This is a genomic window from Stappia sp. ABD4_338 (genome assembly GCF_056312175.1).
Genome location: NZ_CM149982.1, coordinates 1,814,941 through 1,829,058 on the forward strand (window position 1 = coordinate 1,814,941; position 14,118 = coordinate 1,829,058).

The following is a 14,118-nucleotide window of genomic DNA, read 5'->3' on the forward strand; positions in this document are numbered from 1 at the left end:
GTTTGTCATCCGTCCATGCCTGTCGTAATTTGGCAACAATGTGTGATAAGGGTGCCGCATCGTCGCTGCATCGACGGTCTGCGCGTGACGATCCGCCTGCGGGCGGGCGACGGGACGCAAGGACTGCAAGAACTGACAAGAATCCCGCACGGGCCGACATGACGGTCCGGCTTCTCGAGACGGTTGCCGCGCTGTGCTAGCAGACAAGACGAGTGACAGGTCCTCCGATACCGGACGAGGCAGATCCGGCCTCCGGGCACGACGCATCGGGCTCGTGCTGGTCATCGTTTCGCTGATCTCGATCACGCTTACCTTCTTCGTCCTGACCGGCCTGACGGCCATTGCGCCCGACGGGCCGGTGGCGCAGATCGCCATGGTGACCAATGGCGTGCTGGTTTTCCTGCTCGTCGTTCTGATCGCCCTGGAATTCAATTCGCTGCTTCAGGCGAGACGAAGGGGCCGTGCCGCCGCCCGACTGCATGTGCGCATCGTCACGTTGTTCAGCGTGGTTGCGGCCGTGCCGGCGGTTCTGGTCGCGATCCTGGCGACGATCACGCTCGACCGAGGCCTCGACCGCTGGTTCGAGGACCGGACGCGGCTCATCATCGACAATGCGCTGACCGTCGCCCAGGCCTACCTGCAGGAGCATGCCCGCGTGCTGCGCGGCGACCTGATCGCCATGGCGAACGACATCGACCGGGCGAAGTCGATCTACGAGTTCGAGCCGACCCGCTTCGACAGTTTCTTCCAGACCCAGACGTCGCTGCGCGCGCTGCTTGCGGCGTTCCTCATGTCGAAGGACGGCACGGTCATCACCCGCGTCGTGACCAACCCGGACGCGGATGTCCTGCTGCCGCCCAATGAGGCCTTCGCGCAGGCGGACAAGGGCGAGCCGGTGCTCATCGCGCCGGGCGTTTCCAATCTCGTCGGCGGCGTCATGAAGCTGAACGCCTATGACGACATGTATCTCTATGTCACCCGCGCCATGGACAAGCGGGTGGTGGACTACATGCGTCTCGCCGAGGACGGGGCGAACCAGTACACGCGCATGGACCAGAGCCGCTTCGGCGTGCAGGTCGCCTTCGCGCTCGTCTACACGGGCGTCACGCTGGTGCTGCTGCTGTCGTCCATCTGGATAGGATTCGGCTTCGCCAACATGCTGGTGTCGCCGATCCGCCGGCTCATAGGCGCGGCGGATCAGGTGTCGAAGGGCAATCTCTACGTCCAGGTGGAAACCGACAAGTCGGCCGGCGATCTCGCCAACCTGGGCTCGACGTTCAACAACATGACCGCCCAGCTTCGCGGGCAACGCGATGCGCTCCTGGCGGCAAACGACCAGATCGACCGCCGCCGGAGGTTCACGGAAGCCGTGCTGTCCGGCGTGACCGCCGGCGTCATCGGCATCGACGACACGGGACGCATCTCGCTGGTCAATCGCGAGGCGCTGGCGCTGCTCGACATGAGCGAGAGCGCGCTTCTGGACGAGCCCCTGGCGCAGGTGGCCCCGGAGCTCGCCGAGGTGGTGGACGAAGCGCTGTCGCGCGATGACAGCCGCATGAGCGAGCGGCAGGTGTCGCTGCATCGTCACGGGCGCGAGCGCTCCGTCAACGTGCGCGTGACGAGCGAACAGTCGACGCGCAGCGAGCACGGGTTCGTGGTGACACTCGATGACATCACCGACCTCGTGACCGCGCAGCGGACTTCCGCATGGGCCGACGTCGCCCGCCGCATCGCCCATGAGATCAAGAACCCGCTGACGCCGATCCAGCTTTCCGCCGAGCGCATCCGACGGCGCTACGGCAAGAACCTCACCGAGGACCGCACGGTCTTCGACCAGTGCATCGACACGATCATCCGGCAGGTGGGCGACATCGGCAGCATGGTGGACGAGTTCTCCTCCTTCGCCAGGATGCCGAAGCCCACCATGAGCGAGGCGGACCTGCGCACGACGGTGCGTGAGGCGGCCTTCCTGCAAAGCGTCGCCAACCCCGATCTCTCGATCACCACCGACGTGCCGGAAACGCCGGTCACCGCGTGCTTCGATCAGCGGCTTGTGGGGCAGGCCCTGACGAATGTCATCAAGAACGCGACCGAATCCGTCACCGCGCTTCCCGAGGGCGAGGCGGAGGAGGGCGCCATAGGGGTCACGCTTTCCCAGGAGGGCGACATGGTCACCATCGAGGTGGTGGACAATGGTATCGGTCTTCCGGTCGAGAACCGTCAGCGGTTGCTCGAGCCGTACATGACGACGCGCGAGAAGGGGACGGGGCTCGGCCTCGCCATCGTCAAGAAGATCATGGAAGACCACGGTGGCGGTATCGAGCTTCTCGATGCGCCCATGGCAGGGGCATCGGACACAACGGGCGGCGGCAGGGGAGCCATGGTGCGATTGACCATGAGCACCGGGCGCGGGGCCGCGGACACCAGCGCGGACGAGTCGTCCGCGCCCACACAAACGGTTGCGACAGATGGCGTATGATATTCTGATTGTCGATGACGAGGCGGACATCCGCGACCTGATCGCCGGCATTCTCGACGACGAGGGCTATCGGACGCGCACCGCCGGTGACAGCGACGCGGCGCTCGCGGCGATCCAGGAACGCAGGCCCTCGCTGGTCGTCCTCGACATCTGGCTCCAGGGCAGCCGCCTCGACGGGCTCGGACTTCTCGACGTGATCAAGGAACACGACCCCGACCTGCCGGTCGTCATCATCTCCGGCCACGGCAACATCGAGACCGCTGTTTCCGCGATCAAGCGCGGGGCCTACGACTACATCGAAAAGCCGTTCAAGGCCGACCGGCTGGTGCTCATCACCGAACGCGCGCTGGAAGCAAGCTCCCTCAAGCGCGAAATCAAGCAGCTTCGCCAGCGCAGCGGCGACGCGCCGGACCTGCTCGGAGACAGCAGCGCCATCAACCAGCTCCGCAACGTGATCGAGCGGGTGGCCCCGACCAACAGCCGCGTGCTCATCACCGGCCCGTCGGGCGCGGGCAAGGAGCTTGCCGCGCGCACGCTCCATGCCCAGTCCCAGCGCGCGCGAAATCCGTTCGTGGTGATCAATGCCGCGACCATCACGCCCGAACGCATGGAAGAGGAACTCTTCGGCGTCGAGGACGAGGACGGCCGTGTGCGCAAGGTCGGCGCGATGGAGGAGGCCCACGGCGGCACCCTCTATATCGACGAAGTCGCCGACATGCCCTACGAGACCCAGGGCAAGATCCTGCGCGTGCTCGTCGACCAGACGTTCGTGCGCGTCGGTGGCGCCGGCAAGGTCAACGTGGACATCCGCATCCTGTCCTCGAGCGCACGCAACCTGGAACAGGAAATCACCGAGCACAGGTTCCGCGAGGACCTGTTCCACCGGCTTGGCGTGGTCCCGCTGCTGGTGCCGCCGCTTGCGGAGAGGCGCGACGACATACCGCTGCTCGTCCAGTTCTTCATGGAGCAGATCTCGGTTGCCTCGGGCCTGCCGATCCGCAAGATCGGCGATGACGCGATGGCGGTGCTGCAGGCGCATGACTGGCCCGGCAACGTGCGTCAGTTGCGCAACAACGTGGAGCGGCTCATGATCCTGACCCGCGGCGACCCCGAGGCCGTCATCACGGCGGACCTGCTTCCGGGCGAAATCGGCGCCGACGCGCCGAGCCTGCCGACAAACGGCGGCGGCGAGCATCTGATGGGGCTCCCCCTTCGGGATGCGCGCGAGCTGTTCGAGCGCGACTATCTGCAGGCGCAGATCAAGCGGTTCGGCGGCAATGTCTCGCGCACGGCGGAGTTCGTCGGCATGGAGCGCTCGGCCCTTCACCGCAAGCTCAAGTCGCTCGGTCTGTCATGACCCTTCGCCGGGACCTGGGCGTTCCGGTTTCTTCCCTCGCGATCGCCCGGGGCGATTGCGGTCCGCCCGTGTCGGGTCTTAGACCGGCCGGGGCCGAACGAGAACGAGGCATCTCATGAGAGTGGTGATTTGCGGAGCCGGGCAGGTCGGCTATGGCATCGCCGAGAAGCTGGCGGCGGAGCAGAACGACGTTTCCGTGATCGATTCCTCGCCCCGGCTTATCAACGCCATCCGCGACACGCTCGACGTGCGCGGCTTCGTCGGCCATGGCGCGCATCCGGACGTGCTTGCCCAGGCGGGTGCCGACCAGGCGGACATGCTGATCGCCGTGACCCTCTATGACGAGGTCAACATGGTCGCCTGCCAGGTGGCCCATTCGCTGTTCAACGTTCCGACCAAGGTGGCGCGCGTGCGTGCGCAAAGCTACCTGAAGTCGCACTGGAGCGATCTCTTCTCCCGCGACCACATGCCCATCGACGTGATCATCTCGCCCGAGATCGAGGTGGGCGAGATGGTGCTGCGTCGCCTGGCGCTGCCCGGTGCGGTGGAGACCGTGCGCTTCGCCGACGACAATGTGGTGGTCGTCGGCGTCATGTGCCGCGAGGACTGTCCGGTGGTGAACACGCCGCTGCGCCAGCTCACGGAGCTGTTCCCCGATCTCGGCGCGGTGGTGACGGGCGTCTTCCGGGGCAATCATCTCTTCGTTCCCAAGAGCTCGGATTCGCTTCTGGAAAACGACCTGGTCTATGTGGTCGCGCGGCGCGACAACGTGCGGCGCACGCTGGCGATCTTCGGCCACGAGGAGCCGGAGGCGAACCGGGTGGTGATCGCCGGTGGTGGCAACATCGGCCACTATGTGGCGCGAATGCTGGAGCAGCGTCAGGCCACGGCCAAGGTCAAGATCATCGAGCATTCGCGCGAGCGCGCGCTCGGCATCGCGGATTCCCTCAAGCGGTCCGTGATCCTTCACGGCAGCGCGCTCGACCAGACGATCCTGCTCGAGGCGGATATCCAGGACGCGGACACGCTGATCGCGGTCACCAACGAGGATGAGGTGAACATCCTCTCCTGCGTCATGGCCAAGAAGCTCGGCTGCAAGCGCAATCTCTCGCTGATCAACAATCCAAGCTACCCCGCCTTCACCCATGCGCTGGGGATCGACGCCTTCGTCAATCCGCGCCAGGTGACCATCTCGAAGATCCTCCAGCACGTGCGGCGCGGCCGCATCCGAGGCGTTCACGCCCTGCAGAACGGCGCGGCCGAGGTGATCGAGGCGGAAGCCCTGGAAACCTCGCCGTTGGTGGGCAAGCCGCTGCGCGACATCGACCTTCCGGACGGGATCCGGGTCGGCGCGATCTTCCGCGACGGCGCGGTGATCACGCCGAACGGCGGCACGATCATTCGCGCCCATGACCGATGCGTCCTGTTTGCCATCGCCGAGCGGGTGCGCCAGGTGGAACAGATGTTCCGCGTCAGCCTGGAATTCTTCTGAGCGGGATCAAGCTTATCGAAAGATGCCGGGGCAGCCCGCGGACCACTCCCGTCCGTCTTGCCGCCGACATCACGCAACCGGGGAAACCGGAGAGGGAAATGAGCCGAGTAGCCTATGTGAACGGACGCTATGTCCGCCATGCCGAAGCCGCGGTCCATATCGAGGACAGGGGCTATCAGTTCGCCGATGGCGTTTATGAGGTCTGCGAGATCTGGAGCGGGCGTATCGTCGATGCGCGTCGCCACCTCGACCGCCTCGAGCGCTCCTTGAGCGAGCTGTCGATCCGCATGCCGATGGGACGCGCCGCGCTGGAGATGATCCTGCGCGAGGTCGTGCGGCGCAATCTGGTCCATGACGGGCTGGTCTACATCCAGGTGACGCGCGGCGTCGCACGGCGCGACCACGTGTTCCCCTCGGCTGACACGCCGCCGGCGCTTGTCGTCACCGCCCGCTCGGCACGCCCGGAAGTCGCCGAGAAGGCGGCAGAGGCCGGTGTCGGCGTCATCTCGGTTCCGGAAAACCGCTGGGACCGGGTCGACATCAAGACGGTCGGCCTGCTGCCGAACGTGCTCGCCAAGCAGAAGGCCAAAGAAGCCGGCGCCAAGGAAGCCTGGTTCATCGACCGCGACGGCTTCGTTACCGAGGGCGGTTCGACCAATGCCTGGATCGTAACGAAGGACAATGTGCTCGTCACGCGCCCGGCCGATCACGGCATCCTCAAGGGCATCACGCGCCAGGTCGTGCTCGACATGGTCGAGAAGAAGGGTCTCGCCTTCGAGGAACGTCCCTTCACGCTAGAGGAAGCCAAGGAGGCCAAGGAGGCGTTCATCACGGCGGCCTCCACCCTGGTGATGCCGGTCGTGAGCCTCGACGGCAAGCCGGTCGGCAACGGGCATCCGGGCGAAATGTCGCGTGATCTGAGAGCCGGCTTTCACGAAATGGCCGAGTCCGAGCCGGTCTGACCGGCGACGGGAGCAGGGCGGAGCCGTGGCGCTCCGCCGGTGCCCGGCCTTCGAACGAGCGTCGCCATGAGGCGTCGTGACGGCTGATTTTCGGGAGCGGTGATATTTCCTCCGCAGGCCGCGCGCTCAAGAAACGGGCAGAAATGCTGTCCCGAATGCGCTAGAGTCGCGACCGGCTGGTGGACGCGTCCCCCCGCGCTCTTGACGTCGGCCATTTCCTCGTGGACGTTGCATCCACAATCGGATTTGAAACGACGGTGTGCGTGCACCAAAAAAGACTAAGCACTAGCAGGATATAATAAAACATGGCTGACCGCGCTCAAAACCTTCAGGATACCTTTCTCAATCACGTTCGCAAGCAGAAGACCCCGCTGACGATTTTCCTCATCAATGGTGTCAAGCTGCAGGGCGTGGTGACGTGGTTCGACAACTTCTGTGTGTTGCTGCGCCGGGACGGACACTCGCAGCTCGTTTACAAGCATGCGATCTCCACCGTGATGCCGAATGCGCCTGTTCAGTTGTTCGACCCCACCGACGAGGCTGGTGAGAAGGCAGACTGATTGCGCTCGCAGGACGGTACGAAGAAGAACCGAAAGCCCGGGCCGCGTCCGGAAGACCGGCCCGATGACCCGTTCGACGGGCCGGATGGCGCGCAGGGCGCGCGCACGGCTGTCGTGGTGCCGGTGCTCGGAGCGCGATACCGCGCCGAGGCGGGGGACGCTGCCGCGCGCAGCAACGCCGCGCGTCTGGAAGAGGCCATCGGCCTCGCGGCCGCGATCGATCTGAAGATCGTTTCATCGGGCATCGTCAATGTCGCGACCCCGCGCCCGGGAACATTGCTGGGGTCCGGCAAGGTCGAGGAACTCGCCGCGCTGGTGAAGGCGGAAGAGATCGAACTGGTGATCGTCGATCATCCGCTGTCGCCAATCCAGCAACGAAACCTCGAGAAGGACCTCCACTGCAAGGTGCTCGACCGGACCGGTCTCATCCTGGAGATCTTCGGCGAGCGGGCCTCCACGGCCGAAGGTCGCCTGCAGGTGGAACTCGCCCATCTCAAATGGCAGAAGAGCCGCCTCGTGCGGTCCTGGACCCACCTTGAGCGTCAGCGTGGCGGCCTCGGTTTCGTCGGCGGACCCGGTGAGACCCAGATCGAGGCCGACCGCCGGCTGATCCAGGAGCGTATCAACCGGCTCGAGAAGGATCTCGAACAGGTCACGCGAACGCGAGAGCTGCATCGCGCCAAGCGCAAGAAGGTTCCCCAGCCCATCGTTGCGCTCGTCGGCTACACCAACGCCGGAAAATCGACGCTCTTCAACCGGCTGACCAGCTCGAAGGTCTTCGCCCGAGATCTGCTTTTCGCGACGCTCGACCCCACGCTTCGCCGGGTCGAGCTTCCGCATGGACGCGAAATCATCCTGTCCGACACGGTGGGCTTCATCTCCGACCTGCCGACGCATCTCATCGCCGCCTTCCGCGCCACGCTGGAAGAGGTGATGGAGGCGAACCTCATCCTGCATGTGCGCGACATTTCGCACGAGGACACGGACGCGCAGGCCTCGGACGTCGCCACCACGCTCGATGCGCTCGGCCTGGAGGAGGACCGCGAGGCGCGGCTCATCGAGGTCTGGAACAAGATCGACCTGCTGCCCGAGGACTACCGCACGACGCTTCTTGGCCAGAATGCCTCCGGCACCGGTCCGGTCGCGGTCTCGGCCCATACGGGCGAGGGGATGGAGGCGCTTCTCGAGCGCATCGAGATGGAGCTTTCCGCCGGCAGCCTCGTCTACGAGGTGGTGCTGCCGGCGAGCGATGGCGAACGCATCGCCTGGCTCTATCCGCATACGGATGTGATGGAACGCCACGACGAGGACACTGAGGTGCGCATGAGCGTGCGCGTCGGCGAGCGTCATCGCGATCAGTTCGTGGAACGCTACAAGGACGTGATCGTCCCCTGACGGGCAACCGCTTGGGCGCGCCTTTTCAGTCGGCGGCGAGGGGCGCTTTCTTGGCCCGTTGCCAGGCGGCTTCCATTTCCTCCAGCGAGAGGTCGTCGAGCGGGCGGTCCTGGCCGCGCGCTTCCGCCTCGATGGCCGCGAAGCGCTTGCGGAACTTGCGGTTCGTGCGCTTGAGCGCCTCTTCGGGATCGATGTCGAGGTGTCGTGCGAGATTGGCTATGGCGAAGATCATGTCACCTATCTCGCCCGCGATCCTCTCGCGATCGGGGGCGGGCGCCGAAAGCTCCTCCGCCAGTTCGTCCGTCTCCTCGCGGATCTTGTCCAGAACCGGCCCCGCTTCCGCCCAGTCGAAGCCGACCCTTGCTGCGCGGCGCTGGAGCTTTTCCGCTTCCGTGAGAGCCGGGAAGACAGCCGGAACGTCGTCAAGGTAGCCCGTCTCGCGTTCGGCTATGCCGGCGCTTGCGCGCGCCTCGGCCTTCTCGCGTTTCTCTTCCTGCTTGATCCGCTCCCACATGCCCTTGGCCATTCCGGCCGAGCGCGCCGCCTCGTCGCCGAAGACGTGGGGATGGCGGCGGATCATCTTTGTTGTGATCGCCTCGACCACGTCGCCGAAGGCGAAGCTTTGTTCTTCTTCCGCCATGCGCGCGTGGTAGACGACCTGAAGCAGCAGGTCCCCGAGCTCTTCCTTGAGGTCCAAGCGGTCGCCGGTGTGGATCGCGTCGGCGACCTCATAGGCCTCCTCGATGGTGTAGGGCGCGATGGTCTCGAAGGTCTGTTCCACGTCCCAGGGGCACCCCGTGACGGGTGTCCTGAGCGCTTCCATGATCTCGATGAGGCGGCGAATGTCGCTGGATGGTGTCACGGCGGAAGCCTCTGGTGTGGTCGGCGGGAGGGGACGTGGTTCCTGATAGCACCGGCGGACCCTGCAACCAAGGGCGGCACAGGACTTGCGGTCGCCGCCCGGGAGGCGCTATCCGGGGAGAGCATGTGACGCGGTGAGGGAAATGGACGCAAGACGGCAGGACGACATCGAGGTGAAGCCGGGGATCTTCATTCCCGCGCAGGATCTGTCCGAGAGCTTCGTGCGTGCATCGGGACCCGGCGGGCAGAACGTCAACAAGGTCGCGACGGCGGTCCAGCTCCGCTTTCATCTCTCTGCCAACACGACATTGCCGCAGGATGTGAAGTCCCGTCTCGCGCGACTGGCGGGAAGCCGCCTTACCCTTGCCGGCGAGATCCTGATCCAGGCCGATCGTTTCCGCACCCAGGAGCGCAATCGCGAGGACGCGCTCGAGCGCCTTCTCGACCTCGTGCGGAGAGCGTTCGAGCGCCCAAAGCCGCGCAAGGCCACACGGCCGACGAAGGGCTCCAAGGAGCGCCGGCTGGCCGCCAAGAAGCAGCGCGGCGACGTCAAGAAGATGCGCGGACGCGTTTTCGACTGAGCGCGGCGGGCGTGGTGCTCGCTTGCAGGCCGGGGAGACATGCGGGCGAATGCCTCTTTCATTCTCCGTGTCTTGGTATATTTTGGTTTCGAAAATAAATCGGATTCCGGCCCACCGGGACCGTTGAAAGCCTGCAAGGCGATAGCGTTCACGCGTCGTGAAGCGGGCAGGGAGGTTGCATGTTTCTCGGCATCGACATCGGCACGTCGGGCGTGAAGAGCGTCCTGATGGACGGGAGCGGGGCGGTCGTGGCCACCGCCTCGAGCGTCCTGTCCGTGAGCCGCCCGCGACCCGGCTGGTCCGAACAGGATCCGGCCGACTGGTGGCAGGCGGTGTGCGACACTCTGGACCGGCTGAAGGACAGCCATCCAGCGGAGCTTTCGGGTGTCGCCGGCATCGGCCTTTCCGGACAGATGCATGGCGCGACGCTGCTCGATGGTGCCCACAAGGTGCTGCGTCCCGCCATTTTGTGGAACGACGGCCGATCGGGCGATGAGTGCGCCCTCCTGGAGAGCCGTGCCGATGTTCACGGCATCGCCGGCAACCTGGCCATGCCGGGCTTCACGGCACCCAAGGTTGAGTGGGTGCGCCGGCACGAGCCGGAGGTCTACGCGGCGACCCGCCTTGTCCTGCTGCCGAAGGACTATGTGCGCCTTCAGCTCACCGGGGAGGCTGTGTCCGAGATGTCCGATGCGGCCGGCACGCTCTGGCTGGATGTCGCTCGTCGCGATTGGTCCGACGAACTCCTGGAGGCGACGGGCCTCACGCGCGAGGCGATGCCGCGGCTGGTGGAGGGCACCGACTCGTCCGGCCGCCTGCGTTCCGACCTCGTGACGCGTTGGGGATTTTCCGTGGCGCCGGTGGTGGCTGGCGGCGGTGGCGACAATGCCGCGAGTGCCTGTGGCATCGGCGCGGTCCGGCCCGGCGAGGCGTTCCTGTCGCTGGGAACCTCCGGCGTGCTCTTCGTGGCGACGGACCGCTATCGCCCGAACACCGCCGGCGCCGTTCATGCCTTCTGTCACGCGCTGCCTGGCATCTGGCACCAGATGGGTGTGATCCTGTCCGCGACGGACAGCCTTAACTGGTTGTCCGAGATCACGGGCGCGGACGTGGCGACGCTCGAGCAGGAGGGCGCCCGCGCCCACGACGAACGCGGCGGTCGCCCCTCCGATCTCGTTTTCCTGCCGTATCTGTCCGGCGAGCGAACCCCGCACAACGATCCCGCCGCACGCGGCGGCTTTGCCGGAATCGCGCGCGCGAACGGCCGGGCGGACCTTTCGCTCGCCGTTCTCGAGGGCGTGGCCTTTGCCTTCCGCGATTGCCTCGATGTGCTCAAGGAGGCCGGCAGCGAGGTCTCGCGGGTGACCGCCGTCGGCGGCGGGGCACGGTCGCGGGCCTGGTTGCAGATCCTCGCGAACCTGCTCGGAGCCACCATAGACTGCCCGGCCCAGGGGGACTTCGGTGCCGCCTATGGTGCTGCCCGGCTCGGCAAGGCGGCAGCCCTCGGTTCGGGGGAGACGGGCCTGTTCACGCCGCCGGAGATGTCCGCGAGCATAGATCTGGATCCGTCCCGCGCCGAGGAATGGCGCGCGGCCCATCAGCGCTATCGCGCGCTCTATCCCGCTCTCAAGGAGGTCCTGTCATGACCGGTTTTTTCGATGGCATTCCGTCCGTTCGCTACGAGGGCCCGGACAGCGACAACGACTACGCCTACCGCTGGTACGATCCCGAGCGCATGGTGCTGGGCCGTCGCATGGAAGACCATCTGCGCTTCGCCGTGGCCTACTGGCACTCCTTCTGCTGGCCGGGCGGCGATCCCTTCGGCGGCCAGACCTTCGAGCGCCCCTGGTTCGGCGACACGATGGACGGTGCGCGAATGAAGGCGGATGTCGCTTTCGAGATGTTCGACCGTCTCGGCGTGTCCTTCTTCTGTTTCCATGACCGGGACGCGGCGCCGGAAGGCGCCAATCTCGCGGAGAGCATTCGCAATCTCAACGAGATCGGCGACATCTTCGCGCGCAAGATGGAGACCTCGAGGACAAGACTCCTCTGGGGCACGGCGAATCTCTTCTCGCACCGCCGCTACATGTCGGGCGCCGCCACCAATCCGGATCCGGACGTGTTCGCCTATGCCGCCGGCCAGGTGAAGGCCGCGATGGACGTGACACAGCGCCTCGGCGGGCAGAACTACGTCCTGTGGGGCGGCCGCGAAGGCTACGAGACGCTGCTCAATACCGACATGAAGCGCGAACTCGACCAGCTTGGCCGCTTCCTCAACCTGGTGGTGGAGTACAAGCACAAGATCGGCTTCGACGGCACGATCCTGATCGAACCCAAACCGCAGGAACCCACCAAGCACCAGTACGACTACGATGTCGCCTCGGTGTTCGGCTTCCTGAAGGCCTACGGGCTGGAGAAGGAGGTGAAGGTCAACATCGAGGTCGGCCATGCGGTTCTGGCGGGCCACTCCTTCGAGCACGAGGTCGCTCTTGCCACCGCGCTCGGGATCTTCGGCTCCGTCGACATGAACCGCAACGACTACCAGTCGGGCTGGGACACGGACCAGTTTCCGATGAACGTGCAGGAGGTGGCGCTCGCGCTCTACTACATCCTGAAGGCTGGCGGGTTCACCACCGGCGGGCTGAACTTCGACGCCAAGCTGCGCCGGCAGTCACTTGATGCCTCGGACCTCATCCTGGCGCATGTGGGCGGCATGGACACCTGCGCGCGCGCGCTTCTGGTCGCGGCCGAGATGGTGGAGAAGGGCGACCTTTCCACGCCTCTCGCCGAACGCTATGCGGGCTGGGACACGGAAGAAGGGCAGGCGATGCTGTCCGGCAAGCGCTCGCTGGAGGAGATCGCAGCGCGTGTCGAGCGCGATGGCATCGAGCCGGAGCCCGTCTCGGGCCGGCAGGAGGTGCTGGAGAACAGGCTCAACCGCCGCTTCTGAACGCGAGAGTCAAAGCCCTGAAATGCGAAGACCCCCGCCGGGCGCCCGACGGGGGTCTTCCTGTATTTCGGTCCGATGACCGTCGTCCGAAGACCTCGCCCCTGGTCCGGGACACCGATTGTGCGGCTTCCCAACCGGGCTTGATCCTCAGCGGCCGTTCACGCCCAGACGGGCGGCGGCCGACGCGCCGGGCTCGCCGACACGCAGGGCAGCGAAACGCGCGCGGGTCGTCTCGTTGCTCTTGAAGCCCAGATCCGACAGGGTACGGGGATCGGAATCCGCAACATGCAGCTCGGTGAAGCGGGAGGCGACACCAAAGGTGTTGCCGAGAACCTTGGTCAGGTAGGACATGGCTTTACTCCTTGGTCTCCGGGCTCGGTTGATCCGCCCGTGACCGAAGGAAAACCGGTCACGCGACGGAGTTAGGGAGCTCTGGTTTTACGGGCTCGGTGCGGTTCGTCCGCCGTTGCATCGTCATAACCGCGATATGGTCGTATTCGTGGTGTCAATCAAACGAAAAGAGCTTATGCCTATCATCAAAAATATTGAAATCTGACGCTAGGACGCCTCACCATGGATCTGGTCCCGGGAAAGGGCACGCCGCTGATCGAGACGGACCTCTACAGGACCTTCCTCGTAATCGCGGAAACTGCAAGTTTTTCAAAGGCCGCCGAGGTTATCGGACGGACTCCCTCGGCTGTCTCCATGCAGATCAAGAAACTGGAGGGACTGCTCGGGGTTGCGGTTTTCGCAAGGGAGGGACGCAGCGTACGCATGACCCCGGAGGGTGAGGCACTGGTCGGATATGCCCGCCGCATCCTGATGCTGAACGAGGAGGCCGTCGCGCTGTTCCGTTCGCCCGCGATCGAGGGTGAAGTGCGCTTCGGCGCGCCGTCGGATTTCGGCACCAGGTTCCTGCCGAACATCCTCACCCGTTTCGCGCGTTCGCATCCGGGGGTGAACGTGGACGTGCATCTCGATGGCAGTCCGCAGCTTCTCAAGAAGCTCAAGGAGCGACAGCTCGATCTCGTTCTCTACACCGCGCGTCCCGACAGCGACGTCGCGCTCGGAGGGGAGATCGTCTACACGGAGCCGCTCGCCTGGGCGGGGCTTGAGAACGGCGTTGCCTATTCGCGGGATCCCTTGCCGCTGGCGCTTTCGGTTTCCGGCTGCCCGTGGCGCAAGGCGGCGCGCATCGCCCTCGACAAGGCCGAGCACCCCTACCGCATCGCCTACCAGAGCTTCCACAGTGCGGGACAGGAGGCCGCGCTTCTTGCGGATCTCGCCGTCGCCCCTTTCCCTGCAAGCGTGATCGCGGCACCGCTGCAGCGCCTCGACGAGCGACACGGGCTGCCGGAAATCGGCAACTATCACCTGATCCTCAAGGAGGCGGGGAAGGCCGGAAAGGCAAGCGATGCCTTTGCCAGCCATGTGGTCGCCTGCTTTGACGAATTGAAGGTTCAGGCTATTAATTGAAGTGT

The 14,118-nt window shown here is 65.4% G+C and carries 12 protein-coding genes; 10 read left to right on the plus strand and 2 right to left on the minus strand.

The window, feature by feature from the left end:
* Positions 1–274 precede the first annotated feature (274 nt).
* The 6 genes from ACYX4S_RS08435 (at position 275) to hflX (ending at position 8,245) form a co-directional block, all read left to right on the plus strand.
* Positions 275–2,479 carry a sensor histidine kinase NtrY-like gene (locus tag ACYX4S_RS08435; protein WP_476362564.1) on the plus strand — a complete coding sequence of 735 codons (2,205 nt, stop codon included), beginning with the start codon at positions 275–277 and terminating at the stop codon, positions 2,477–2,479.
* Positions 2,469–3,836, plus strand: coding sequence for a nitrogen assimilation response regulator NtrX (gene ntrX, locus ACYX4S_RS08440; RefSeq protein ID WP_476362565.1), 1,368 nt, complete (start codon positions 2,469–2,471; stop codon positions 3,834–3,836). Before ACYX4S_RS08435 ends, ntrX begins: the two co-directional genes overlap by 11 nt.
* Before the next feature lie 115 nt (positions 3,837–3,951).
* Positions 3,952–5,328: a Trk system potassium transporter TrkA gene (gene trkA, locus ACYX4S_RS08445; protein ID WP_422068788.1), complete on the plus strand. Its 1,377-nt coding sequence runs from the start codon at positions 3,952–3,954 to the stop codon at positions 5,326–5,328.
* Between the two features lie 98 nt (positions 5,329–5,426).
* Complete coding sequence (locus ACYX4S_RS08450) at positions 5,427–6,290, plus strand: D-amino-acid transaminase (RefSeq protein WP_476362566.1); 864 nt, start codon at positions 5,427–5,429, stop codon at positions 6,288–6,290.
* A gap of 305 nt (positions 6,291–6,595) precedes the next feature.
* Positions 6,596–6,850, plus strand: a complete 255-nt coding sequence (gene hfq, locus ACYX4S_RS08455; protein ID WP_293724829.1) for an RNA chaperone Hfq — start codon at positions 6,596–6,598, stop codon at positions 6,848–6,850.
* Positions 6,851–8,245, plus strand: coding sequence for a GTPase HflX (gene hflX, locus ACYX4S_RS08460; RefSeq protein WP_476362567.1), 1,395 nt, complete (start codon positions 6,851–6,853; stop codon positions 8,243–8,245).
* A gap of 25 nt (positions 8,246–8,270) precedes the next feature.
* On the opposite strand, the gene mazG is transcribed toward hflX, so the two are convergent.
* Complete coding sequence (mazG, locus tag ACYX4S_RS08465) at positions 8,271–9,107, minus strand: nucleoside triphosphate pyrophosphohydrolase (protein ID WP_476362568.1); 837 nt, start codon at positions 9,105–9,107, stop codon at positions 8,271–8,273.
* Between the two features lie 142 nt (positions 9,108–9,249).
* On the opposite strand from mazG, the gene arfB reads away from it, so the two are divergent.
* The 3 genes from arfB (at position 9,250) to xylA (ending at position 12,637) form a co-directional block, all read left to right on the plus strand.
* Entirely contained in the window at positions 9,250–9,687 is a 438-nt protein-coding gene (gene arfB / locus ACYX4S_RS08470; protein WP_476362569.1) for an alternative ribosome rescue aminoacyl-tRNA hydrolase ArfB, read from the plus strand.
* A gap of 179 nt (positions 9,688–9,866) precedes the next feature.
* Positions 9,867–11,333, plus strand: a complete 1,467-nt coding sequence (gene xylB / locus ACYX4S_RS08475) for a xylulokinase (protein ID WP_476362570.1) — start codon at positions 9,867–9,869, stop codon at positions 11,331–11,333.
* Entirely contained in the window at positions 11,330–12,637 is a 1,308-nt protein-coding gene (gene xylA, locus ACYX4S_RS08480) for a xylose isomerase (RefSeq protein ID WP_476362571.1), read from the plus strand. Before xylB ends, xylA begins: the two co-directional genes overlap by 4 nt.
* Before the next feature lie 147 nt (positions 12,638–12,784).
* Here xylA and ACYX4S_RS08485 read toward each other — a convergent pair whose 3' ends face one another.
* Positions 12,785–12,988: a hypothetical protein gene (locus ACYX4S_RS08485; protein ID WP_293724839.1), complete on the minus strand. Its 204-nt coding sequence runs from the start codon at positions 12,986–12,988 to the stop codon at positions 12,785–12,787.
* 222 nt (positions 12,989–13,210) lie between these two features.
* Here ACYX4S_RS08485 and ACYX4S_RS08490 point away from each other — a divergent pair, with 222 nt between their 5' ends.
* Positions 13,211–14,113 (plus strand): LysR family transcriptional regulator, encoded by a 903-nt coding sequence (locus ACYX4S_RS08490; RefSeq protein WP_293724841.1) that lies wholly within the window; start codon positions 13,211–13,213, stop codon positions 14,111–14,113.
* Positions 14,114–14,118 lie beyond the last annotated feature (5 nt).

Coding starts and splice junctions, on each gene's coding strand:
- ntrX (WP_476362565.1), top strand. CDS start 2,469: ATGGCGTATGATATTCTGATTGTCGATGACGAGGCGGACATCCGCGAC.
- trkA (WP_422068788.1), top strand. CDS start 3,952: ATGAGAGTGGTGATTTGCGGAGCCGGGCAGGTCGGCTATGGCATCGCC.
- ACYX4S_RS08450 (WP_476362566.1), top strand. CDS start 5,427: ATGAGCCGAGTAGCCTATGTGAACGGACGCTATGTCCGCCATGCCGAA.
- hfq (WP_293724829.1), top strand. CDS start 6,596: ATGGCTGACCGCGCTCAAAACCTTCAGGATACCTTTCTCAATCACGTT.
- arfB (WP_476362569.1), top strand. CDS start 9,250: ATGGACGCAAGACGGCAGGACGACATCGAGGTGAAGCCGGGGATCTTC.
- xylB (WP_476362570.1), top strand. CDS start 9,867: ATGTTTCTCGGCATCGACATCGGCACGTCGGGCGTGAAGAGCGTCCTG.
- xylA (WP_476362571.1), top strand. CDS start 11,330: ATGACCGGTTTTTTCGATGGCATTCCGTCCGTTCGCTACGAGGGCCCG.
- ACYX4S_RS08485 (WP_293724839.1), bottom strand. CDS start 12,988: ATGTCCTACCTGACCAAGGTTCTCGGCAACACCTTTGGTGTCGCCTCC.
- ACYX4S_RS08490 (WP_293724841.1), top strand. CDS start 13,211: ATGGATCTGGTCCCGGGAAAGGGCACGCCGCTGATCGAGACGGACCTC.